Origin of the sequence: Actinopolymorpha alba DSM 45243, assembly GCF_000373925.1 — a bacterium.
Lineage (GTDB): Bacteria > Actinomycetota > Actinomycetes > Propionibacteriales > Actinopolymorphaceae > Actinopolymorpha > Actinopolymorpha alba.
This window is the reverse complement of the sequence record NZ_KB892708.1, coordinates 274133-298215: the sequence shown is the minus strand read 5'-3', so window position 1 is coordinate 298215 and position 24083 is coordinate 274133. Positions and strand designations below refer to the sequence as shown.

General features: G+C 68.0%; 21 protein-coding genes. 4 read left to right on the top strand and 17 right to left on the bottom strand.

Features of this window, described 5'->3' with window-relative positions:
* Positions 1-11 precede the first annotated feature (11 nt).
* From B141_RS0103845 to B141_RS0103815, 7 genes are all read right to left on the bottom strand, one after another.
* Positions 12-2756: a DEAD/DEAH box helicase gene (locus B141_RS0103845; RefSeq protein ID WP_020573853.1), complete on the bottom strand. Its 2745-nt coding sequence runs from the start codon at positions 2754-2756 to the stop codon at positions 12-14.
* A 61-nt stretch (positions 2757-2817) separates the two neighbouring features.
* Entirely contained in the window at positions 2818-3705 is an 888-nt protein-coding gene (locus B141_RS0103840) for a diacylglycerol kinase (protein WP_020573852.1), read from the bottom strand.
* Between the two features lie 70 nt (positions 3706-3775).
* Positions 3776-4636, bottom strand: coding sequence for a twin-arginine translocase subunit TatC (gene tatC, locus B141_RS38740; protein WP_237742607.1), 861 nt, complete (start codon positions 4634-4636; stop codon positions 3776-3778).
* A 56-nt stretch (positions 4637-4692) separates the two neighbouring features.
* A complete protein-coding gene (tatA, locus tag B141_RS38735) occupies positions 4693-4956 on the bottom strand; it encodes a twin-arginine translocase TatA/TatE family subunit (protein ID WP_020573850.1) in 264 nt (87 codons plus the stop codon).
* Positions 4957-5016: 60 nt separating this feature from the next.
* On the bottom strand, positions 5017-5238 hold the full coding sequence (locus B141_RS0103825) for a hypothetical protein (protein ID WP_157180777.1): 222 nt from the start codon (positions 5236-5238) through the stop codon (positions 5017-5019).
* Positions 5239-5368: 130 nt separating this feature from the next.
* Positions 5369-6367, bottom strand: coding sequence for a helix-turn-helix transcriptional regulator (locus tag B141_RS0103820; protein ID WP_020573848.1), 999 nt, complete (start codon positions 6365-6367; stop codon positions 5369-5371).
* Positions 6367-7335 (bottom strand): helix-turn-helix transcriptional regulator, encoded by a 969-nt coding sequence (locus B141_RS0103815; RefSeq protein WP_020573847.1) that lies wholly within the window; start codon positions 7333-7335, stop codon positions 6367-6369. The genes B141_RS0103820 and B141_RS0103815 overlap by 1 nt, the downstream gene beginning before the upstream one ends.
* 158 nt (positions 7336-7493) lie before the next feature.
* On the opposite strand from B141_RS0103815, the gene B141_RS0103810 reads away from it, so the two are divergent.
* Positions 7494-8567, top strand: coding sequence for a DUF3866 family protein (locus B141_RS0103810; protein WP_026256885.1), 1074 nt, complete (start codon positions 7494-7496; stop codon positions 8565-8567).
* A gap of 46 nt (positions 8568-8613) precedes the next feature.
* On the opposite strand, the gene B141_RS0103805 is transcribed toward B141_RS0103810, so the two are convergent.
* The 10 genes from B141_RS0103805 to B141_RS0103755 all read right to left on the bottom strand — a co-directional run bounded on the left by B141_RS0103805 (position 8614) and on the right by B141_RS0103755 (position 20187).
* Positions 8614-9591, bottom strand: coding sequence for an FKBP-type peptidyl-prolyl cis-trans isomerase (locus B141_RS0103805; RefSeq protein WP_084678078.1), 978 nt, complete (start codon positions 9589-9591; stop codon positions 8614-8616).
* A 134-nt stretch (positions 9592-9725) separates the two neighbouring features.
* Complete coding sequence (gene pafA, locus B141_RS0103800; RefSeq protein ID WP_026256883.1) at positions 9726-11087, bottom strand: Pup--protein ligase; 1362 nt, start codon at positions 11085-11087, stop codon at positions 9726-9728.
* Between the two features lie 69 nt (positions 11088-11156).
* Entirely contained in the window at positions 11157-11924 is a 768-nt protein-coding gene (gene prcA / locus B141_RS0103795; RefSeq protein ID WP_020573843.1) for a proteasome subunit alpha, read from the bottom strand.
* Positions 11921-12793, bottom strand: a complete 873-nt coding sequence (prcB, locus tag B141_RS0103790) for a proteasome subunit beta (protein ID WP_020573842.1) — start codon at positions 12791-12793, stop codon at positions 11921-11923. The genes prcA and prcB overlap by 4 nt, the downstream gene beginning before the upstream one ends.
* 222 nt (positions 12794-13015) lie before the next feature.
* Complete coding sequence (locus tag B141_RS0103785; RefSeq protein ID WP_020573841.1) at positions 13016-13231, bottom strand: ubiquitin-like protein Pup; 216 nt, start codon at positions 13229-13231, stop codon at positions 13016-13018.
* 144 nt (positions 13232-13375) lie between these two features.
* Positions 13376-14887 carry a depupylase/deamidase Dop gene (dop, locus tag B141_RS0103780; RefSeq protein ID WP_020573840.1) on the bottom strand — a complete coding sequence of 504 codons (1512 nt, stop codon included), beginning with the start codon at positions 14885-14887 and terminating at the stop codon, positions 13376-13378.
* 271 nt (positions 14888-15158) lie between these two features.
* Positions 15159-15671, bottom strand: a complete 513-nt coding sequence (locus B141_RS38730) for a response regulator (RefSeq protein ID WP_020573839.1) — start codon at positions 15669-15671, stop codon at positions 15159-15161.
* Between the two features lie 344 nt (positions 15672-16015).
* Positions 16016-17767 carry a proteasome ATPase gene (arc, locus tag B141_RS0103765; protein ID WP_020573837.1) on the bottom strand — a complete coding sequence of 584 codons (1752 nt, stop codon included), beginning with the start codon at positions 17765-17767 and terminating at the stop codon, positions 16016-16018.
* Between the two features lie 268 nt (positions 17768-18035).
* Entirely contained in the window at positions 18036-19007 is a 972-nt protein-coding gene (locus B141_RS0103760) for a tRNA (adenine-N1)-methyltransferase (protein WP_020573836.1), read from the bottom strand.
* A 31-nt stretch (positions 19008-19038) separates the two neighbouring features.
* On the bottom strand, positions 19039-20187 hold the full coding sequence (locus tag B141_RS0103755; protein WP_157180776.1) for a site-2 protease family protein: 1149 nt from the start codon (positions 20185-20187) through the stop codon (positions 19039-19041).
* Positions 20188-20533: 346 nt separating this feature from the next.
* Here B141_RS0103755 and B141_RS0103745 point away from each other — a divergent pair, with 346 nt between their 5' ends.
* The 3 genes from B141_RS0103745 to B141_RS0103735 are packed head-to-tail and all read left to right on the top strand — an operon-like array spanning position 20534 to position 23505.
* A complete protein-coding gene (locus B141_RS0103745) occupies positions 20534-21493 on the top strand; it encodes a RecB family exonuclease (protein ID WP_020573834.1) in 960 nt (319 codons plus the stop codon).
* Positions 21494-21553: 60 nt separating this feature from the next.
* Complete coding sequence (locus tag B141_RS51205; RefSeq protein ID WP_026256879.1) at positions 21554-22792, top strand: sensor histidine kinase; 1239 nt, start codon at positions 21554-21556, stop codon at positions 22790-22792.
* Positions 22789-23505, top strand: coding sequence for a response regulator (locus tag B141_RS0103735; RefSeq protein WP_020573832.1), 717 nt, complete (start codon positions 22789-22791; stop codon positions 23503-23505). The genes B141_RS51205 and B141_RS0103735 overlap by 4 nt, the downstream gene beginning before the upstream one ends.
* Positions 23506-24083: the final 578 nt, after the last annotated feature.

Genomic DNA, 24083 nt, shown 5'->3' with positions numbered 1-24083 from the left:
GTCGCGACCTCTTAGTCAGCGTCCGACCCGAACGACGCGTACGCCACCACACCGCGCCGCATCGCCTCGACTGTCGCCCGCGCCGTCTCGCGGAGCGGGCCCTCGCCGGCCGCGTCAGCGACCTGGTCGGCGAAGTCGAGGACCTGCTTGATCCACCGCACGAAGTCACCCGCCGCAAGGCCGGACTCGTCGAGCACCTCGCTCAGCGTCGCACCCGAGGCCCAGCGGAACGCCGCCCACGCGAAACCCAGATCGGGTTCACGGAGGAAGTCCAGCTTGAAGTCGCTCTCCAGCGCGTCCAGGTCACCCCAGATCCGCACCACCGATGCCAGCGCCTCGCGCGCGATACCTCCCGGCAGCTTCGGCGGTCCGACGTCGTCGGGCGTACGCGACTCGTAGACGAGGGCCGAGAGGTTCGCGGCCAGCTCGGCCGGCGTCAGGCCCTTCCAGATCCCCTGGCGTAGGCACTCCGCCGCGACCAGATCGAGTTCGGCGTAGATCCGGGCGAGTCGGTCCCCTGACTCGGTCGTACGGTTGCCCTCGAGGTATCCCAGCTCGTCGAGCACGTCGCACACCCGGTCGAACTGCCGGGCGATCGTGTTGGACCGCTGCTCGACCCGGCGCTGCAAGCTCTCGGTCTCGCGCTCGAGCCGGATGAACCGCTCAGCCCACCGGGCGTGGTCCTCGCGTTCGGCGCAGCCGTGACAGGGGTGGGCTCGCATGGACGTCCGGAGCTGGTGGAGGGTGGCGTCCTCCTCGGCGGGCGACGGTGCACGCCGCGACCGGCGGACCTCGCCGTCCTCGGGCGCCTTCTGGCGCAAGGTCGCCGCCAGGTCACGCCGGTCCTGTGCGTTCCGGGCGTTGAACGAACGCGGGACTCGCAGGCGGGTCAGCGATTCCACGGGCTGCGGGAAGTCGACCAGCGACAGCCGGCGTACCCGGCGATCGACGGTCAGCACCGTGGGGCGGGGACCATCGCCACCGGCCGAGTGGCCCGGGTCCAGGACGACGGCGACACCCGCGCGCCGGCCGGCCGGGACCTGGATGACATCGCCTGGTCGGAGCCGGCCCAGCGAGTCGACCACTTCCGCCCGCCGGTCGGCGCGGTGCCGCCGGGCCAGGGTGTTCTCACGGTCCTTGATCGCGCGGCGCAGGGTGGCGTACTCCATGAAGTCACCGAGGTGGCACTCCATCGCCTCGCGATATCCGTCGAGGGCCTCCTCATTGCGGCGGACCTGGCTCGCGAGCCCCACCACCGCACGGTCGGTCTGGAACTGCGCGAACGACGACTCCAGCAACTCCCGCGCGCGTTCCCGCCCGAACTGCCGGACCAGGTTGACCGCCATGTTGTACGACGGGCGGAAGCTGGACCGCAGCGGATACGTACGAGTGGAGGCGAGGCCGGCGACCGCCGTCGGCTCGAGGTCGGGCTGCCAGAGCACGACACCGTGGCCCTCGACGTCGATCCCACGCCGGCCAGCGCGCCCGGTCAGCTGGGTGTACTCCCCCGGCGTGATGTCGGCGTGTGCCTGGCCGTTCCACTTGACGAGCTTCTCCAGCACCACCGAGCGGGCCGGCATGTTGATCCCGAGCGCGAGCGTCTCAGTGGCGAAGACCACCTTGACCTGCCCGCGCGCGAAGAGCGTCTCGACGCACTCCTTGAACGTCGGGAGCATGCCCGCATGGTGGGCGGCGAGACCGCGCTCGAGGCCCTCCAGCCACTCGTGGTAGCCGAGGGCCGCCAGGTCCTCTTCTGGAAGGTTGGCGCAGCGCTGCTCGACGTACCCACGGATCTCCGCCGCCTCGTCGGGACGGGTGAGCCGGATGCCGGAGTACATGCACTGCAGCACGGCGGCGTCGCAGGCCTGGCGGCTGAAGATGAAGACGATCGCCGGGAGCAGACCCTCCGCCTCCAGCTTCTCCGTCACCTGCGCGCGGGTCGGCGTGAAGGCGATCCGGCGGCCGTTGGATCGCTGCGGCCGGCCGCGCCGGGGTCCCCGGTCGTCGCGCCGGGCGAACTTCCAGTGGTCGCGGACGATCCGGGCGAGTTCGGGGTTGACCTGCGGCCGCGAGTCGGGGCGCCCGGTGTCGGCGAACAGGTCGTACATCCGGCGTCCCACCATGACGTGCTGGAAGAGCGGGACCGGCCGGCGTTCCTCGACGACGATCTCGGTGTCACCGCGGACCGTGCCGAGCCATTCGCCGAACTCCTCGGCGTTGGAGACCGTCGCCGACAGGGACACGAGCTGCACCGACTCCGGGAGGTGGATGATCACCTCCTCCCAGGTCGCGCCGCGGAACGGGTCGGCGAGGTAGTGCACCTCGTCCATGACGACGTACGACAACCCGGTAAGGGTCGACGAGCCGGAGTACAGCATGTTGCGCAGCACCTCAGTCGTCATGACGACGATGGGCGCCTCGCTGTTGATCGAGTTGTCGCCGGTCAGCAGGCCGACGCGTTCTGGGCCGTAGCGGTCGACGAGTTCGGCGTACTTCTGGTTCGACAAGGCCTTGATCGGTGTCGTGTAGAAGCACTTGCGGGCGTTCTCCAACGCGAGGTGGATCGCGAACTCGCCCACCACGGTCTTGCCCGAACCTGTCGGTGCGGCGACCAGGACGCCCTTGCCTGCCTCGAGTGCTCGGCAGGCGTCGACCTGGAACTGGTCGAAGCTGAAGTCATAGAGCTGTCGAAACGCCCTGAGCTGGGTACCACTGTCAACTCGCGATCGGGCGTACCGCTCCGCCGGGGAGCTCATGCCCTCCAGGCTACGGCCTCCGTGATCGCGGGCGGCGGCGGTGTCCCCGAACCCGCGCGTCTCATCGCGGCGGGGGCATGAAGACCTGGAGCGCACCCGGCACGCACTCGACGGTGAACGGAAGCGCGCCCATGCGTTCACCGTCGGCGTACGCCGTGAGGTCGGCCGAGGCGAGGTTGACCTTCTTGGCGCGATACATCGTCACCGCGGGGTGTCCGACGTGCGTGCCTTTGGACAGCTTTGGGAACATCCGCACCAGCTCGTGCCGCGGCAGAGCCCCCACCACTGTGATGTCGAGCAGCCCGTCAGTCGGGTCAGCGCCCTCGCAGATCCGCAGGCCGCCGCCGTAGGAACGGGTGACACCGGCCGCCACCAGCAGGGCGTCGGCGTGCTCCTCCTCGCCGTCAAGCTCGAGGACGAAGTGCTGGGTCCGGAAGCTGCCCAGCTCGGCGAGCACCGCGACGTCGTACCGCATCCGACCCCGTGGCCAGGTCATCTGGGTCATCCGCTCGGCCACCCGCGAGTCGAAACCCGCGCAGAGCACGGTGGCGAACCAGTCGCCGGCGCTGCTGCGACCAAGGTCCTGGGCCCGTGTGTGCCCCGCCACCACGATGTCGGCCGCCGCCAGCGGGTCGTTGACGGGAATGCCGAGCGCACGCGCCAGGTCGTTGCCAGTGCCGGCGGGGATCACCGCGAGGGGCGTCGAACTCTCCGCGACCGCCTGCAGCGTCAGATGGATCATCCCGTCGCCGCCGATGACCACCAAGCCGTCGACTCCTCGGGCCACGGCCCGGCGGGCGAGATCGATCGCCTCAGAGGCGTCTCGACCGGCTTCCCAGCGGGCCTTCAGACCCGCCTCGCGGAGGCGGTCGGTCACGGGGTCAGCAAGCCGGGCACCACGGCCACGGCCTGCGGTGGGATTGACGAGAACGACGATCTCACGGGCCACGCGGCGAGCGTAGCGGGCCTAGTCCGTCCCCGCAGCGCCGGTCTCGGCAAACGTCACCGAACGCCTGCGCTCAGTCGTCAACCTTCCCGGCATTCTCGATCTCGTCGATGTCAATGCCCTGCGCGATGAGCCGTGCCCGCCGCCGCCGCTCGATGAACCGTGCGATGAGCTCGGACACGAGGAACAGCGCCGTCATCGGGAGAGCGAGCAGCAGCATCGTGACCGGGTCGGTCGACGGCGTGGCGACCGCCGCGAACACGAAGATCCCGAAGATGAGCCACGAGCGGATCTTCCCAAGTCGCGCGGCCGACAGGACGCCGACCAGATTGAGCAGGACAACAAAGATCGGGATCTCGAACGCCACTCCGAAGATCAACAGGAGCCGGAGGGTGAACGACAGGTAGATACTGACGCTCTGGTAGTTGGAAACGCCGAGAGGCGTGAAATCGATCAGGACGTTGAGTCCCTTGGGCAGAGCGAAGTAGCCCATCACTACACCGCCGATGAACAACGGTGCCGCGGTGCCCATGAAGACCATCGTCCACTTGCGCTCATTGCGATGCAGACCAGGAAGGATGAATGACCAGATCTGGTAGAGCCAGACCGGGGAGGAGACGACAATGCCAGCGATCAGGGCGACCTTGAGCTGCAGCATGAGCGGCCCGGCGACGTCATCGAAGACGAGCTTCGCGTCGATCTGGCGTTCTTTGGCGAGATTGGCGATCGCCGACTCGAGCGGCTTCCGGAGAAGCTCGAAAAGGGCGTCATAGAAGATCCAACCGAGGACCATCCCGATGACGATCGCTGCGACCGCCTTGATGAGGCGGGACCGCAGCTCGCGAAGGTGTTCGACAAGCGTCATCCGACCTTCGGGATCCGACGGCTGTTTGGGGGTACCACCCGCCCGCAGCCGACCGAGAGAAAGGCTCACGACACCCCCAGGTTGGCCCGGTAGACCTCAGTGACGTACGACGACAGGGAGCAGGCTCACCGGTTGGTGCGCTCCGCGTCCGTGGCGTTCTGCTGGACCGTCGGCTGGGTGCCGTTGATGTTGTTGACGGTGTTGAGAGGCTGCGGCTGGGCGGCCGGCGCGGCCTCCGCCTGAGGCTTGTCCTCGTCGCGAAGCTCCTTCTTGAAGATCTTCAGCGCCTGCCCGATGCCCTTGGCGGTCTGCGGAAGCCGGGTTGCACCGAAGAGCAACACCAGGACGACCCCAATGATGATGAGTTCGGTGGGTCCAAGAGATCCCATGGTCCAGCCTCTCAGTCGGCGATTCTCAGCTGATGGTACGCCCTGTGCACGCGGATGGGTCTACGCCTTCGATCCGGCCCGCTGACCGACCTCGGCCGTCCGCCGACTCCGGTCAGGTGGATCGACCTCGCCCAGGTCTGCCGAGACAGCTTCGAGTTTGTCCACGGCGGCCTCGAGCTCAAGGAACAGCGCCTTGACCCGTCGCCACAACCAGACGCCCAGGAAGGCGTACAGGATGATGGCGAGCAGTGCGATCCCCCCGAACAACAACACCCATGTCACCTGGAGCACCCTAACGGTTGGGTGTGACAGAAGGGCACCCCAGCGCCGAGCGTTCTGACGCTCGTCACCGCGACGCCACCGGCCGGCACGGTGCTACAGACGCCAGCCCGCCGCACGCCACCGGCCGGGATCAGGTGGATTCGTACGCCGCGAGCGCCCGGACCGCATCCTCCCGGACGGCCTCGGCAAGCTCAGCCGGCTCGACGACGCGGGCGGTCCCGCCGAGGCGGAGTGCCAGGCGGCGCAGCCAGCGCGGATCAGCGACCCGCAGCCGGACCAGGAGGGACCCGTCGCGGAGCTCGGTCACCTCTTCGCAGGGGTAGTACTCAGCCACCCAGGCCGCCTGCGGGTCCAGCTCGAGCGTGGCGAGCGCGTCGTCCGGCGAGGGCTGGAACAACCCGGCCGAGAGGTCCCGGGGACGGGCCTGCGGTGGCGGCGCGGCTGGCTCGTCGAGGAGCTCGGCGGACGCCACCCGGTCGAGCCGGAACAACCGGACGTCCTCGGCCCGGTGGCACCAGCCCTCGAGGTAGGTCCACCCGTCGGCGAGGACCAACCGCATCGGGTCGACGTCGCGATCGGTGGTTTCGTCCCGCGTCGGCACCCAGTACCGCAGATGGAGCCTGCGTCCCTGGTCGAGGGCCTCGCGAACGACAGCCCCCACCTGCGGGTCCTCCCAACTGTCGACGCGTACGGCCACCTTGTCCATCCCGCCGCTGGCCTGCCCGGCGGCGTCCTCCAGCCGGGTGATCACGCGGTCGATGAGCGCACGCTCGGACTCGCGACCGGTCCCGCGGAGGACACGGAGAGCGACCAGTAGCCCCAGCGCCTCGTCGGCGGAAAGCCGCAGTGGACGGGCGAGGAAGTCGGCGTTCGACACGTGGATGACGCCCTCGCCCTCCACGGTGTCCATGTCGACCTCGATGTAGTCACCGGGCATCATCCCGGGCAGACCACAGAACCACAGCACACCGAGGTCGGCGACCAGCTGCTTCTCGGTGATCCCGAAGACGCGGGCGACATCGGTCACGCGGGCGCCCTGATGCGCCAAGAGGTACGGCAACATCGCGAGGAGCCGGCGTACCTGCTCCTTGGCACCACCAGGACCCGCTGACCTCGCTGGCTCGTACATCACCTGGCCACCTCCACAAGCAGGCCCTTCAGGTGCCGGATGACGGACTCACGCAGGTCGGGAGGGTCGAGTGCCACCGCGTCGGAGGCGTAACCGGCGATCTCCTCCGCCAGCGCCACCGCGTCGTGGAACGTCACCTCCGCGACGTCCCACCCGGGCATGTCGGGGGTCACCGACACCGCCCGCCGACGCAGGCCGTTGCCGGCACCCTCGCGTACCCGGATCCGCGCGACGCCGCGCTGGTCGGTCGCTGGAGAGAGCCGGGCGGCCTCGGCGCGGATGTCGACGCCGTCGGGCACCGTGAACGCACGCGGCTTGCCGAGCAGCTGGACCGAGCCGGTGATACGGGACAACCGGAACATCCGGGTCGCCTGGCGGTCGCGGTCGTGGCCCACGGCGTACCAGCGCCCGCGCCAGTTGAGGATGCCCCACGGCTCGAGAGTGCGATGCTGCGGACCGGTCGTGCCGGGACGGCGGTAGTCGAAGGTGACGACGGTGCGGGTCTGGACGGCGCGCCAGATGGGTTCGAACGCCGGCTCGCCCGCGGGCAGGCGCGGCTCGAGCGCCGACAGCGGCGTCGTGTCTGTGTCGAGGCCGTCGGCTCCGAGCTTCAGGACCGCCCGCGAGGTCGCCTCCGCCAGGCTGGCGTGCTGCCAGACCCGCGCGGCGAGCCCCAGCACGGTGGCCTCCTCGGCGGTGAACGTGAGCGGCGGCAACTCGAACTCGCTCCGGCGGATGCGGTAGCCAACCTCGTCGTCGAACCCAGAGGTCACCGAGCCGACCTCGATCGGAATGCCCAGATCGCGAAGCTCTTCCTTGTCGCGCTCGAACATCTTCTCGAACGCCTCTGGTGCCTGCTCGCGGTAGTCCTCGACGAGCTGGCGAAGCTTGGCTTTGGGAACGAAGTGCCGCGAAACGAGCAGGCAGATCACGAGGTTCATCAGCCGCTCGGACTTGCGGGGCGCCATGCGCTCACCCCCTCTCACGTGGCCGGGTCTCCACTCGAACAGACTAGCGACCGCTGGCGGGGCGGCGCCGCCCGTACACCGGCGACACGGTGTGGAATGTCGGGAATTGTCGTGGCGGCTCCGACTCGATGCCACCCCCAGCCGGTAGCCTCGCGCCCGTGATCCGGTGGCGGGAAGGCGTGGCGGGGCGCGTGCGTCGCAGCTGGGCGGGCGCGGTCGAACTCGACGTAGAGACTCCCGACGGGGTCGTCCCCTCCCTGGCGTACACCGACCTGGTCGGCAGTCCCGTCCCAGGTGACCTGGTGCTGCTCAACACCTCGGCATACGCGCTGGGTCTGGGTACGGGCGGCCTCGCCCTCGTGGTCGCCGTTCCCGACCGGCTCCCGGCGGATCGCGGCGGGCCGGGCCACCTGGTGAAGGCTCGCTACACGCCGCTGCAGGCCACGGTGCTGGGCGTCGACGAACCCGACTCCCCCGGTCACGACATCCTCCGCGACGCGGACGACCTCCAGGGCCTGCCGGTCGTCGTGGCTGACCTTCACTCTGCCCTCCCAGCGGTACTCGCCGGACTGTACGCCGCACGACCCGGCACGCGGGTGGCGTACGTCATGACAGACGGTGGGGCTCTGCCCCTGGCGTACTCCCGTACGGTAGCGAGCCTGCGCGACTCCCGCTGGCTCGCCGGGTCAATCACAGTGGGGCAGGCGTTCGGAGGCGACCTGGAAGCGGTGACGCTCCACACGGGATTGCTCGCGGCCCGATGGGTGCTGGACGTCGAGTGCGTGGTGGTCGCGCAGGGGCCGGGCAACCTCGGCACCGGCACCCGCTGGGGCTTCTCCGGCGTGGCGGCTGGTGAGGCTGTGAACGCCGTCGCCGCGCTGCGGGGTCATCCGGTCGCCGCACTCCGGATCTCAGCCGCCGATCCCAGGCCCCGGCATCGTGGCGTCTCCCATCACAGCCTGACGGCGTACGGACGGGTGGCGCTGGCGCGCGCCGACGTGGTCGTCCCGGATCTTTCCGGCGCGTTCGGCCAGCGCGTCTGGTCCGCTGTGGAGCCGCTGCGCGAACGGCACCACGTGGTCAGCGTTCCGGTGGACGGTCTTGACGTCGCGCTCGCCGACAGTCCCGTGACGCTGTCGTCCATGGGACGTGGCCTCGCCGACGACCGGGAGTACTTCCTCGCCTGCGCCGCCGCCGGCCGCCACGTCGCCGGTCTCCTCCCTAAAGGCTGAAGGGGGCCGGCGTGGGCCGGCCCCCTTCACCTACCGCGGAGACTTCCTACTTCGCGCCGAGGATGTCGACGACAAACACCACCGTGTCGGTCTTCTTCAGGTCAGTGCCCTGCAGGTCCTGCCCGAAGCTCTTGTCCGGCGGCAGGACGAGGAGGACCCGGCTACCGACCGTCTGCCCGGTCAGGCCCTCGGTCAGACCCTTGACCGCGGTCTGGCCGAGCGGGAGGTTCTCGTAGCTACCGCGCTTCCAGGAGGAGTCGAACTCCTTGCCGGTCCGCCAGTTGGCGGCCAGGTAGTGGAAGTTGATGGTGGCCTTCGCGTCGACCTTCTCACCCTTGCCCTTGATGAGCGGTTGGGCGACGAGCTCCTTGGGGGCCGATGCGCCCTTCGGGATCGTGATCGCGGTGGGAACGCCCTTGGCGTCGGTCTTGACCGTCGGCAGACCCTTCGGCGGCGTCACCGTGTCACCCTCGGCCTGGGCGAGCGGCTTGTAGGCGTCCTTGACGTCGATCACGAACACCAGCGTGTCGGTGCCCTGGATCCCGGCCTGCGGCTGGCCCTGGTCGCCGTACCCGTCCTTGGGCGGGATCGTGACGAGGATCCGGCTGCCGACCGTCTTGCCGACCAGGCCGGTGAGGAAACCGTTGATGAGCTTGCCCTGCTGCAGACCGAACGTCGCCGGCTCGCCCCGCTGCCAGGAGGAGTCGAACTCCTTGCTGTCACGACCGTTGATGCCGACGTAGTCGACGACGACCTCCTGGCCCTCGGAGATCTTCGCGCCTGAGCCCTGCTTGAGCACCTTCGACGCGGTAGCCGCGACGCTGAACGGCTTCTTGAACTCCACCGTGGGCTTCTTGCCCGGATCACCGGTGACCTTCACGGCATCGATGGTGCTGGCGGCGCTGGCCGAGGGGGATGTCGTCGAGCCCGCGGTCTTGGCAGAAGAGTCAGAGGAACCGCAGGCGGCGGCTGCCGAGACGACGAGGAAGGACGTCACTATCGCGGCAAGGACACGACGACGCACGAGAACACCTCAAGGGAACGATGGACAGGGGGACAAGCGAAGACACTAGACCGTGAATCTGAGACGACGCTGAGCGCCCCGCATGTGCACCGAGAGTATCGGGTTTTGGCAATCAGGTGCTTTTGCCCGAAAGCTCACATGCTCTGGATGAGCTTTTCCACCCGCTCGTCGACGCTTCTGAAGGGGTCCTTGCACAACACCGTGCGCTGCGCCTGGTCGTTGAGCTTCAGATGGACCCAGTCGACCGTGAAGTCGCGCCTGCGCTCCTGTGCCCGTTTGATGAACTCCCCCCGGAGTTTCGCGCGGGTCGTCTGGGGCGGCACCGACTTGGCCTCGAACACCTCGAGGTCGTTGGTCAGCCGGGTGACACCGCCCCGGCGTTCGAGCAGGTAGTAAAGGCCGCGTTCGCGATGGATGTCGTGGTAGGCGAGGTCGAGCTGTGCCACCCGGGGGCTGTTCAGAGAAAGGCCGTGCTTGGCGCGGTAGCGGGAGATGAGGCGGTATTTCACCACCCAGTCGATCTCCTTGTCGACCAGCGAGAGGTCGCCGGAGTCGACCGCCTTGAGGGTGCGTTCCCACAGGTCGAGGACGCGGGTGACGATCGGGGTGGCGAGCTCGCGGCGTTCGACGAAATCACGGGCCTTGGTGAAGTACTCCTCCTGGATCTCCAGCGCGCTGGCTTCCTTGCCGTTGGCCAGCCTGACCTTACGACGCCCGGTCAGGTCGTGGGAGATCTCCCGGATGGCCCGGATGGGGTTTTCGAGCGTGAGGTCCCGCAGGACCAGGCCCGACTCGATCATCCGGAGCACGAGGTCGGTGGCACCGAGCTTCAGGAGGGTGGTGGCCTCGCACATGTTGGAGTCGCCGACGATCACGTGCAGGCGGCGGTAGCGCTCGGCGTCGGCGTGCGGCTCGTCCCGGGTGTTGATGATCGGGCGCGACCGGGTGGTCGCGGACGAGACGCCTTCCCAGATGTGCTCGGCCCGCTGGCTGACCGCGTAGACGGCACCGCGGGGCGTCTGGAGCACCTTGCCGGCGCCGCACACGATCTGCCGCGACACGAGGTACGGGATGAGGACGTCGGCCAGCCGCGAGAACTCGCCGTGCCGGCTGACGAGGTAGTTTTCGTGGCAGCCGTACGAGTTGCCCGCCGAGTCGGTGTTGTTCTTGAAGAGGTAGACATCGCCCGCGATTCCCTCTTCGCGCAGGCGGCGCTCGGCGTCGACGAGCAGCCCTTCGAGGATCCGCTCCCCCGCCTTGTCGTGAGTCACCAGGTCGGTGATCGAGTCACACTCGGGGGTGGCGTACTCCGGGTGGCTGCCGACGTCGAGGTAGAGCCGGGCTCCGTTGCGGAGAAAGACGTTGCTGCTCCGCCCCCACGACACGACCCGCCGGAAGAGGTAGCGAGCCACCTCGTCCGGAGAGAGCCGCCGCTGGCCACGGAAGGTACACGTGACGCCGTATTCGTTCTCGAGGCCAAAGATGCGGCGGTCCATGGTCACCACACTATGTCGTCGCGGCACTGCGGGGGCGAAGCAAGCAAAGTCGATCTGGTCACGACTCGGCTACGAGTCCTCCGGCGAGCCCTCACCGGACGGTGGGACCGAAGTGGGCCCCGCGCCGGTGTCTGGTGCGTTAGGTGCCGACAGCAGGCGATCCAGTGCCGGACCGACAAGACGCCTGAACTTCCGCTTCTGGGTGCGGCCGCGGTCGAGAACGGCGACCTCGAGTTGGTTGGCCTCCAGCGTGCGTGGACCGTCGCCGTCGTGGCCGAGTGCGTCCAGCGCGAGCCCGAGCGCGGCCGGCAGCGGCTGCCCGGCTTGGTACCGCTGCTCGAGGTAGCTCCCGATCTGGTCGGCAGACCCACCCATCACCGCGAAACCGTGCTCGTCTGCCACGGAACCGTCATAGGTCAGGCGGTAGATCTGGTCGTCGTCGGCGGAGTCACCGACCTCGGTGACGAAGAGCTCCACTTCGTACGGCTTCTCCGCGACGCTGGAGAAGATCGTGCCGAGCACCTGGGCGTAGAGGTTGGCGAGGGCACGGGCCGTGACGTCGCGCCGGTCGTAGGCGTAGCCCTGCATGTCGGCGCTGCGGACGCCGGCGAGCCGGAGGTTCTCGAACTCGTTGTAGCGGCCCACCGCCGCGAACGCGATCCGGTCGTAGATCTCGCTGATCTTGTGGAGGGCACGCGAGCGGTTTTCGGCCACCAGGACGATGCCGTTGTCGTACTGGAGCACGACAACCCCGCGGCCACGGGCGATGTTCTTCCGGGCGAAGTCCGCCCGGTCCTTCATCTGCTGCTCGGGCGAGACGTAGAACGGCATGGTCATGACGCCTCACCACCTTCGGAGGCAGAGGGAAGAACAGGGGCACTCGGACCGTCAGGACGTCGCATCCGCCCCGCGAGGAGCTCGTCGACCATGCCGGCCACCTCGTCGTCGGACAACCGCTGGAAGCCCGCGTCGCTGACCGCGCCGACCAGAGGATAGATGCGCCGCATGACGTCCGGACCGCCGGTGGCCGAGTCATCGTCGGCGGCGTCGTAGAGCGCCTGCAGGCAGGCCAGGACCGCCTCACGCTGGTCGGCTTCCTTGCGGTAGAGCTTCTTCAGGGCTCCACGAGCAAACGTCGAACCCGAACCGATGGAGTGGAAATTGCGCTCCTCGTGCCGCCCACCGGTGGGGTCGTACGAATAGATCCGCCCCGAGCCGGTCTCGAGGTCGTAGGCGGCGAACAGCGGCACTGCGACCAGGCCCTGCATCGCCATCCCAAGGTTGGAGCGCACCAGCATCCCGAGCCGGTTGGCCTTGCCCTCAGTCGAGAGGAGCGTGCCTTCACGCTTCTCGTAGTGCTCGAGCTCGACCTGGAAGAGCCTGATCAGCTCGGCCCCGATGCCCGCGCTGCCAGCAAACCCGACAACGGAGTATTCATCGGCCTGGAAGACCTTCTCGACATCACGCACGGCGATCATGTTGCCGGCGGTGGCGCGCCGGTCACCAGCCATCACCACACCGCCGTCAAAGGCCGATGCCACGATCGTGGTGCCGTGCGGAACCTCGTCGGTCACCGGCGTGCCCGGCGGGGATCCCCACGGCAACATCTCCGGGGCGTAGGACCCGAGGAAGTCGACGAACGACGACGTCCCAGGGGTCAGGAGGGCATCAGGAAGACGCCCGGCGCCTGCTCGATCGGTGCCCACACAACTCCTTCCAGATAGCGCGCGGCCCGGCGCGAAATGGCCGGGTCATCCAGGAACTTACCGAGGGCACCGTCCCAGGTGAAGCACAGGAGGCCCCGCGCGGCGCGCGGTCCGCCTCACCTCCAACGGCCGTCGGCTCGACCTCGGGTCGGACCGAGGCCGTCAAGACGCGCCGCCGCCCGACAGGACAGCGACGCGCCTCGACGGGATCGGACATCTACATCACTGCCCGCCCTTTTGGACAAAGGACCGCACAAAGTCCTCAGCGTTCTCCTCGAGCACCTCGTCGATCTCGTCGAGGATCGAGTCGACGTCCTCGTCCAGAGCGTCCTTGCGCTCCTTGGCGTCCTCGTCAGTCCTGACTTCGGTGAGCTCCTCTTCCTCGGAACTCTTCCGTGTCGTCCTGTGCTGCTGTCCGCCACCGTCTCGTGTCGCCATGACCACCCTCCCCGAGCCGCTCCCTGAAGGGGTTGCGTTCGTGTCGCCTACTTGGACCCTACAAGCGCATGCCGACGTGGGGCAGGTACCCACCGCACCCGTCTCGACACACCTGGAGAAGGTTCGACTGGAGAATGGCGCCCGTCAGCCGCCAGTGATGGCCCTGACCAGGTCTTCCGCCGTACGACAGCGGTCGAGCAATTCGCCCACGTGGGCCCGGGTCCCACGCAACGGCTCGAGGGTCGGCACCCGTTGCAGAGACTCATGGCCCGGCAGGTCGAAGATGACCGAGTCCCACGACGCGGCAGCCACGTGCTCGGCGTACTGCGCGAGGCACCGGCCGCGGAAGTACGCGCGGGTGTCCTCCGGGGGGTTCTGGACCGCGGCGTTGATCTGGTCCTCGGTGAGGAGCCGCTCCATCCGTCCGCGCTCAACGAAGCGCGGGTAGAGCCCACGCTCGGGCCGCAGGTCGGCGTACTGCAGGTCGACCAGCTGCAGCTTGGGGTGACTCCAGTCGAGGCCGTCCCGCTCGCGGTACTGCTGGAGGACGGCCAGCTTGGTCACCCAGTCCAGCTCGCGGTTGAGGGACATGGGATCGGACTCCAGCCGGGACAGCACCGACTCCCAGCGGTCGAGCACGTCCTTGGTCTGCGGGTCGGCGTCGGTGCCGTAACGGTCCTCGACGTACTTGCGGGCGTTCTCGAGGTACTCCATCTGCAGCTGGATGGCGGTCAGCTTGCGACCGCTCTTGAGGGTCAGCAGGTGCTTGAGGCTCGGGTCGTGCGACACCTCGTGCAGGGAGGTGACCGGGTGCTCCAGACTCAGGTCGACGGTCAGGAAGTCGTCCTCGATCATCGCCAGCACCAACGCGGTCGTACCCATCTTGAGGTACGTCGCCACCTCGGAGAGGTTGGCGTCACCGATGATGACGTGCAGGCGACGGTACTTGTCGGCGTCCGCGTGCGGCTCGTCGCGGGTGTTGATGATGGGCCGCTTGAGGGTGGTCTCGAGGCCGACCTCCACCTCGAAGAAGTCGGCCCGCTGGCTGATCTGGAAGCCGTGCCGGCTGCCGTCCTGCCCGAGCCCGACCCGCCCCGCGCCACAGACCACCTGGCGGCTCACGAAGAACGGCGTGAGGTTGCGAACGATGTCAGCGAACGCCGTCGAGCGCGCCATCAGGTAGTTTTCGTGGCAGCCGTACGATGCGCCCTTGTTGTCGGTGTTGTTCTTGTAGAGCAGGATCGTGGTCGACAAGGGTGGCTCGGCCGCCCGGCGCGAGGCCTCGAGCATGACCCGCTCGCCCGCCTTGTCCCACAACACGAGGTCGCGGGGGTTCGTCACCTCCGGCGAGGAGTACTCCGGGTGCGCGTGGTCGACGTACAACCGCGCGCCGTTGCTCAGGATCGCGTTGGCCAGGCCCACCTCCTCGTCGGTGAGCTGGCTATCGTCGGCGAGGTCACGGGCCAGGTCGAAGCCGCGGGCGTCGCGGAGCGGATTCTCCTCCTCGAAGTCCCAGCGCGCCCGGCGGGAACGAATCACCTTCCCCGCATAGGCATTGACCACCTGGGACGACGAGAGCATCGGGTTGACCGTGGGCTGCCCGGCGACTGAAATGCCGTACTCGGTCTCAATCCCCATCACCCGGTGAACGCTCATGCGTGTCCTCGCTCCGCTGCGGGCACGCATGAGGCACATAGAGCGCTGTGTTGGACGATTCGCTCGCTCATGCGTGTCCTCGCTTCGGATACTGCTGGCTCATCGGACTCCCTGTCGTCGATGGTCTGACCCACGGACCGCGGCCAGTCCCCGCGCGATTGAGGCTCTTTGTCGAGCGTACGCGGAGAGGCCCTCCATAGAACGGATGGTTCGCCGATTATCGAAGATCGCCGCGGTGGATGATCAGCCGCCAGGCCAGCGGTGCCGTCGCTCAGGCGGGCCCGTCGGGCCGTAGCCGCGGAGGGCTCGTCCGCGAGGTGGCGAACGCGTGGTCGATGCCCGCCTGTCCGACCCCGCCGTCGTTGTCCACGCCGCCGTCGTCCGCGCCGAAGGACGGACGGGACTCACGGGACTGCCGGGCGGCGGCGTACTGCTCCAGACGCTCCCGCAGGACGGCGAACCCGAACGGCTTGACCAGGTAGCTGACCGCACCGCCGCGCAGCGCGCCCGCCACGGTGTCGACGTCCCTGGCCGCCGTGATCACGAGAACGTCGAACGGCGAACGCGGCATCTCGCGCAGTCGGACCAGAACGTCCAAGCCGCTCATGTCGGGAAGATAGATGTCGAGCAGGATGAGATCGGGCGGGTCCCGGCGTATGGCCGCCAGCGCCTCGGCGCCGGTCCGCGCCTCCCCCACGACGCTGAAACCGGGGACCTTCTCGACGAACCCCCGGTGTACGCGCGCGACTATGACGTCGTCGTCGACGACGAGGACCCGGATCATGCCCGCACCTCCGCGGTCTTGGGCAGCCAGGCATGGAAGACCGCGCCATGCTCGTGTCGGACGGTCAGGTCTCCGCCGCGGTGGGGGTGCACCATGCGGCCGAGGTCGAGACCGTGACCACGCGGCTCGTCGTTCTCGCTGCGTTTGGAGAGCCGCGCCGGAAGACCATATCGGCGACATCCGGTGTGAGGCCAGGGCCCGGGTTCACGAGCGGTCACCTGAGCGCGACCCTGGGGGAATGATCACGTTTGCGTGGTCATTCACCACGAAACGTGCCCGATTTACCTAGCGTGGTGGGGAATGACCACGCAAACGTGATCATTCCCCACCACGGCGGCTCATGCTTAGAGGTACTGGCCCGTGTTGGCGACCGTGTCGATCGACCGGCCTGCCTCCGAGCCCTCCTTGCCCTGGACGAGCGTGCGGATGAACACGATCCGCTCGCCCTTCTTGCCCGAGATCCGCGCCCAGTCGTCGGGGTTGGTGGTGTTGGGCAGGTCTTCGTTCTCCTTGAACTCGTCGACGCAGGCTTGCATCAGATGCTGGATCCGGACGCCCTTCTGCTGCTGCTCGAGGAAGTCCTTGATCGCCATCTTCTTGGCCCGGTTGACGATGTTCTCGATCATCGCGCCGGAGTTGAAGTCCTTGAAGTACAGCACTTCCTTGTCGCCGTTGGCGTAGGTGACCTCGAGGAAGCGGTTCTCCTCCAGCTCGGAGTACATCCGCTCGACCGTGCGCTGGATCATGCCCTGCACGCAGGCCACGGGGTTGCCACCGAACTCCGCGAGGTCATCGCCATGGAGCGGAAGCTCCTTGGTGAGGTACTTCGCGAAGATGTCGCGGGCGGCTTCGGCGTCGGGGCGTTCGATCTTGATCTTGACATCGAGACGCCCTGGCCGCAGGATCGCCGGGTCGATCATGTCCTCGCGGTTGGAGGCGCCGATGACGATGACGTTCTCCAACCCCTCCACACCGTCGATCTCCGACAGCAGCTGCGGAACGATGGTGTTTTCGACATCGGAGGAGACCCCGGATCCGCGGGTGCGGAACAACGAGTCCATCTCGTCGAAGAACACGATCACCGGGGTGCCTTCGCTGGCCTTCTCGCGGGCCCGCTGGAAGACCAGGCGGATGTGCCGCTCGGTCTCGCCGACGTACTTGTTGAGCAGCTCAGGGCCCTTGATGTTGAGGAAGTAGCTCTTGCCCTCCGTCTTGGCGTCGCGGACCGCGACCTGCTTGGCGAGGGAGTTGGCCACCGCCTTGGCGATGAGCGTCTTGCCGCAGCCGGGCGGGCCGTAGAGCAGAACGCCCTTGGGTGCCTTGAGGAAGTGCTCGCGGAACAGGTCAGCGTGGAGGTAGGGAAGCTCGACGGCATCGCGGATCTGCTCGATCTGACCGCGCAGACCACCGATGTCTTCGTAGCGGATGTCGGGAACCTCTTCGAGGATGAGCTCCTCGACCTCGGTCTTGGGGATGCGCTCGTAGACATATCCGGAGCGCGGCTCGAACAACAGGGAGTCGCCGGCCCGGATGGGGGTGTCACGCAGCGGCTCGGCCAACCGGGCGATGCGTTCGTCGTCGGTGTGTCCGATGACGAGCGCACGCTCGCCGTCCTCGAGCAACTCCTTGAGCATCACAACCTCGCCGACCTGCTCGTAACCGAGCGCGCGAACGACGTTGAACGACTCGTTGAGCATGACCTCCTGGCCCGAACGCAGCCGCTCGAGGTCAATGCTGGGGCTTACGGTCACCCGAAGCTTGCGACCGCCGGTGTAGATGTCGACGGTCTCGTCATCGTTGGTGCCGATGAAGATCCCGAAGCTCGCCGGCGGCTGCGCGAGCCGGTCTACTTCTTCCTTGAGCGTGACAATCTGCTCGCGGGCCTCCCGCAACGTCGCGGCCAGGCGTTCGTTCTGGGCCGTGACGTTGGCGAGCATCGCCTGTACCTCGGCGAGTCGCTGCTCAGTCTGACGACTCTCTCTCGGCGTCTCTGCGAGGCGTCGCCTCAGGGCGGCAACCTCCTCCTCGAGGTAGGTGATCTGGCTGGCGAGCTCGTCCGGCGAGCGCGCCCCACGTCCGTCGTCTTGTGCGGGCACGTCCCTCACCTCCCCAGTCCCTGTCCATGGGCGTCCATGGTTGGTGTCCGGCCTTTGACTCCACACCGAGCCAACGCGCCGACGCCTCTGACTTTATATCTCCGCACCCCCAGCAGGTCACGCTCCCAAGGCAGAACGTCACGAACTGATGGCGAATTGTGGCCGTTTCTTTCAGGCCAGAGGCCTCTGGCTCCCCAGCGTACGTCCGTTCCGTCAAGGGTCCAGAACATCAACGGGCGCGTTGTTTTACGGCGGTGTTCCAACCGGGTCAACGTTCTCCGGCTGGGCGCGGGCCGTCGTAGTCCTCGCCGTACGCCCCGGGCGCCGGGCGCCGGCGACGGCGTGGCGCCGTCACACCGGGAGCCAGGCGGCGGGTTGTCATGAGAAAACCGGTGTGTCCGATCATGCGGTGGTCCGGGCGAACCGCCAGCCCCTCCACATGCCAGGTACGCACAAGAGTCTCGCTTGCTGCGGGCTCGGTGAAACCTCCGTGTTCGCGAACGATCTCGACGACCCGGCCAAGCTGGGTGGTGGTCGCGACATAGCAACACAGCACACCACCGGGCCGAAGGATTTCGGCCGCCCACGAGACGCACTCCCACGGCGCGAGCATGTCGAGGATGATCCGGTCGACCTGCGGCGTCGTCGGCGCGGTCAGCACGTCGCCGACCGAGAGGTCCCACGTCGGCTGCGGTCCACCGAAGAACCGCTCGACGTTGCGGCGGGCGATCGCGGCGAAGTCCTCCCTGCGTTCGTACGACGACACCCGCCCGTGCGGGCCCACGGCTCGCAGGAGGGCACACGTCAACGCCCCTGAACCCGCGCCGGCCTCGACCACGTGCGCGCCCGGGAAGATGTCAGCCGTGATGAGGATCTGGGCCGCGTCCTTGGGATAGACGACCGTGGCACCACGCGGCATCGAGAGAACGTAGTCGGCGAGGAGTGGCCGGAACGCGAGGTACGGCACGCCGCCGGTGGAGGTCACCACGACACCTTCGGGCCGACCGATCAGATCGTCGAACGACAGGGCGCCACGGTGGGTGTGAAAGGTCTTGCCGGGCACCAGGGTGACAAGGTGCCGGCGGCCCTTCGGGTCCTCCAGCCGGACCTGCTCGCCAGCCTGGAGGAGGCGCGCGTCGGCCGATTCATCGGTTGGGTCGGAGGTCACCTCGTGGGTTGGCTCGGCGGGAGGGACGGAGGCAGGGTCGTGCTCCCCTTCGAAGGGGCCTGTCGGCGGCATGGCGGGAAGCGTAGCTAGGCCTACTTCCAGGTCATGAACGGGCCAGCGCACCGTCTACGTCGGCGGTCGCGAGTACGCCGTAGATGCGCCCGTCGGACTCCACCAGGAGGTACTCAGTCGCGGGCATACCACCCATGGCCCGCACCAGAGCCTCGCCGGTCAGCTCGGCGTTGAGGACCAGGCCCGGCTCGATCCGCCGGGCAACGTCGCCGACCGCCACCCAGGGCCGGCGATGCTCCGGCGTCGCGAGGACGGCGGCTTCGCTGACGAGTCCGGTCGGGCGGCCGTTGCTGTCGACGATCACCAGCGAACCGGCATGTGCCTCCTGTGCGCGCCGGATCGCCTCGGCCAGCGGAAGCTCGGGAGCGACGGGTACGCCGCGGCGGGCCAGTGACCGGGCGTGGATCGCGGGAAGCTTGCGCCGGATCCGGGCGGACATGAGTGCCTGTGTCGAGCCTGCCCACAAGAAGATCGCGATCAGCACGCTCCATGCGACGTAGAGCATGCGCGACGCGCCGATATCGCCGGAGAACAGGACCCACGGGGTGATCAGGACGAGAACGGCGACGGCCCGGCCGGCCCAGCCAGCGACCGCGGTCCCCAGGTGGGGACGTCTGGTGATCGCCCAGACGGCGGCCCGCAGGATCCGTCCGCCGTCGAGGGGAAGCCCGGGCAGCAGGTTGAAGAGACCGACGAGGAGGTTCGCCACGGCCAGTGCGGAAAGCGTCAGGTTTGGTAGCGGCATGCCAGCCACCGCTCCGGCGCCCACCCACGCCACACCACCGAGCGCGAGCGAGGTCACTGGACCGACGACCGCGACGGCGAACTCCCGCCATGGCGTCTCGGGCTCACGCTCGATCTCGGAAAGCCCGCCCAGGAACTGCAGGGTGACCGCACGCACCGGAAGCCCGAACCCGCGGGCGACCAGGACATGTGCGATCTCGTGCACCAGCACGGAGGCGTACAGCAGGATCGCGAAACCGAACGCCACCACGAACGACCAGATGCCAAGCCCCGGCACCTCCCGCTCGATCTGTCCGGTGAAGCCCCAGGCGATCAGCAGCGCGACGAAGATCCAGGAGATGTTGACGTAGACGGGGACGCCCGCCACCCGGGCAATGCGCAACGAACCCGGTCGACGGGGTTCCCGTTGCGTGTTGTTGGGGCGTGCCTCGCTCACCGTTTGTCCCCGTTCGTATGACCTCCGCGTCGAGCGTGCAGGCGTTCCCCCATCGTGGTCTCCTGTACGTCGTGCACCATGGCGTGCGTCATGCCTGCTTTCCTCGGACTGACTCACCGGTCTCGATGTCGAGCGAACGACCAGGTCACGGTCTGTGTTCCCGGCGCTGTGTGGATCCGGCCCTCATGGGCTTCGCCCATCCAGGCACCCCCACCAACCGTGCGCGGGCGAAGCATCCGCGAACAAGCCGGCCGGGGGATCATCGACAGCTCACGCTATCGCCCGCCGCGGCGGGTCCGTGGGTGGCTCCCCGGCGCTGTCGGAGGTCTGTCTTACGCTCTCGACCATGATCGGAGCAGGCCCGAGCACCGGGGCAGACACCGGAACGAGCAGCGACGGAGCCACCACCGCGACTGAGGGCGCGGATCGGCCGACGCCGCTGCAGGTCCTGTCGCCTTCGAGGGCGAGCGACTTCCTGACCTGTCCGCTGCGCTACCGCTTCCGGGTGATCGACCGCCTTCCTGAGCGACCGAGCCCGGAGGCGGCCCGCGGCACTGTCGTACACGCCGTTCTTGAGCAGCTGTTCGAGCTGCCCGCGGACCGGCGCACCCTCGCCGAGGCCGTCGCCCTGCTCGAGCCGCGTTGGGAGGCGTTGGTGGCGGCCGAGCCCGAGCTCGCCGCGTTGTTCGGCGACGAGGACGGCGGGTTCGTTCCGGAGCGGCTCGAGGAGTTCCTCGGCGTCGCCCGCGATCTGCTCGACCGTTACTTCACGCTGGAGGACCCCACCCGTCTGGAGCCCGCCGAGCGGGAGATGTACGTCGAGTGCCTGCTGGATTCCGGGCTCACCCTGCGCGGCTACGTCGACCGGCTCGACGTCGCCCCTGACGGTGCCCTGCGGGTCGTCGACTACAAGACCGGCCGCGCCCCGGGCCCGGGTTACGAGCAACGCGCGATGTTCCAGATGCGCTTCTACGCCTTGGTGCTGTGGCGGTTGCGGGGTGTCGTCCCGCGTCTCCTCCAGCTCATCTATCTCGGCAGCGGCGACGTCCTGCGCTATGAGCCTGATGAGGCCGACCTGCGCGCGACCGAACGCAAGCTGCTGGCACTCTGGTCGGCGATCGAACGCGCCCACGCGACTGGTGAGTGGCGGGCGAGTCCGGGTCCGCTGTGCAACTGGTGCGACCACAAGGTCCGCTGCCCGGCCTGGGGAGGCACTCCCCCGCCGCTTCCGACCGTGGCAGCCCGGGCCGAAGCGACCGACGTGTCCGAGGCGCCCTCGCCGCACACCTCCCCCGTCGATTTGTGAGCGCGCGCACCCCCACCTCGCCGGGAGGTGGTTCGCGGGCCGGCACCTTACGCTCTGACGGTGGACCAACGCGGTGGAGTGTGGCAGTGGGTGCGCGGTCATCCGTACGTTCTGGATGTCGCGTACGCCGTCGTTCTCAGTGTGATCAACGTCCTCGGCCTGGGATACAGCACGTACGCCGGGATAGAGTTTCGCGAACCCGATCTCTGGGGGATCCTGCTCAACGTCCTGGCCGCCTTTCCGCTGGTCTGGCGTCGCCGCTTCCCGCTGACCACGGCGGTCATCGTCCTCACGGCCTACATGACGTTGGGCTTTCTTGCTTACAGCTCGACCGGTGGTTCGGTGGCGGCACTGATCGCGATCTACACCCTCGGCACCCATGCCCCGGTCATGTCAGGGCTGGGGGTGACCATCGGCACCGCGGCTGTCTCGGGCATCTATCTGCACGTCAATCACGAGCGGTTCGCCGCCGCCGGCATCCCCTCAGATCTTTGGACCGTCACCGTGCAGTTCTTCATGTACGTCGGTCTGTGGATCATCGCTCGGGCGGTACGCGCCCGGCGGCTCTACCTCAAGGAACTCGAGGACCGTGCGGAACGCCTGCAGCGCACTGCCTCCGCGGAGCTTCGGGCCGCCCTGGCCGAGGAACGCGCGCGCATGGCGCGTGAGCTGCACGACGTGGTGGCCCATCACATCAGCGTCATGACGGTGCAGGCGGCCGGCGCCCGGCGCATGCTCAGCCGGGATCCTGACCGCAGTATCGAAGCGATGCGGGCGGTCGAGGAGACCGGGCGTTCCGCACTCGACGAGATGCGCCGCATCGTGGGCGCACTGCGGCATGTCGATGCCGAAGAACCTCCCACAGCGGCCGCTGAGCTCGCCCCGCAGGCGGGCGTGGCGGAGCTCGACGCCCTGATGGGTCGGGCCCGGGAAACTGGTCTGGACGTGGGGCTCACGGTCGTGGGAGAGCCACGAACCCTCCCGCCGAGCCTCGACCTGGCGATCTTCCGGGTGGTCCAGGAAGCTCTCACCAATACGCTGAAGCATGCCGGGCCGACACGGGCCGCCGTGGTCCTACGGTACGAACCCACCGCCGTGGTGGTCTCCGTCACCGATGACGGCGCCCAGCGATGGCACGGTGGCGCTCCACGGCCCGCCAGTGCCGACCGCGTCGGGCACGGACTCGTCGGCATGCGCGAACGCGTCACTCTGAACGGAGGAACCTTGCGGACCGGACCGCGTTCAGTCGGAGGCTTCGAGGTGCAGGCCAGTCTTCCCCTGGAAGAGGTGACGGTGTGAGCGACTCGACGCTGGAAGGGGGCACCCGGATCGCGGCCCCCATCCGGGTGCTCCTGGTCGACGACCAGCCCCTGCTCCGCACCGGCTTCCGGATGATCCTCGAATCCGAGCCCGACATCGCCGTCGTCGGTGAGGCCGGTGACGGCGAGAAAGCCGTCCAGGAGTCCCGTGCGCTCCAGCCCGACGTCGTCCTCATGGACATCCGGATGCCGCGCATGGACGGCGTGGAGGCGGCCAGACACATCACCGGCGCCGAGCGGGCGAGCCAGGTCAAGGTGCTTGTCCTCACGACGTTCGACCTCGATGAGTACGTCGTGGAAGCCCTACGTGCCGGCGCGTCCGGATTCCTGCTCAAGGACGTGCCGCCGGAGGAGTTGGCCACCGCGATCCGCATCGTCGCTCGCGGAGATGCGGTGGTCGCACCGGGCGTGACCCGTCGGCTGCTCGACAGGTTCGCCGGCAATCTGCCCGTCGGTGGCGGGCCATCAGACCCGCTCCTCACCCAGCTCACCGAACGCGAGCGCGAAGTCCTCCGGCAGATGTCGCGGGGAATGTCGAACGCCGAAATCGCTGCGGAACTCTTCGTCTCCGAGACCACCGTCAAAACCCATGTGGGGAACGTACTCGCCAAGCTGAAGCTGCGGGATCGCGTGCAGGCCGTGGTGTACGCGTATGAAAGTGGTCTGGTCCGGCCCGGCGTCGATGAGCGATGAAAACGGGCAATGCTCCATTGCTCTCATGCTGGCGTCCCCGCGGAGGGGCATGCTTCGCGGGGAGACGCCGCGTGACGTCGCACCCGTCTCAAATGGCGTACACCCGACCGTCCCGAATACTGAGAAACCAGAGGGCAACCCCGAGTTGTCATAGGTTTATCGGCTAAGAGACCGAGAAACCTATGACAACTCAACCAGACCAAAGAGCTTGTCTCATACCGTGGGCAGATCTGAAGGGGCCTCGCGTCGAACCTTGAGTAGATGCACAGTTCCCGCGCGAAGGTGGGCATCTACTCAAGGATCGGCGAGCCTGGGTGCCCCGGCCACTACATCATTGCGAAGTTCCACGTCGGCTTCCCGCTCAGGCCGGAGCGCAGCAAGCTGTCAGGTGCGACGGGGCTTGAAGAGGCCTCCCGCGGGAGGCGGGTTCGTCTCACGGATCGGACAGTTTACGGCTGGTTCAAGATCAACGTTCAGAAAACGCCTTAAGGTTGGCGCCGCGGATCGTGGGCGTGGCTCGCCATGCGAGATCGGCGCAAACCCAGCAACCGGCCGGCGAACGCCAGAGCCTTCGAATA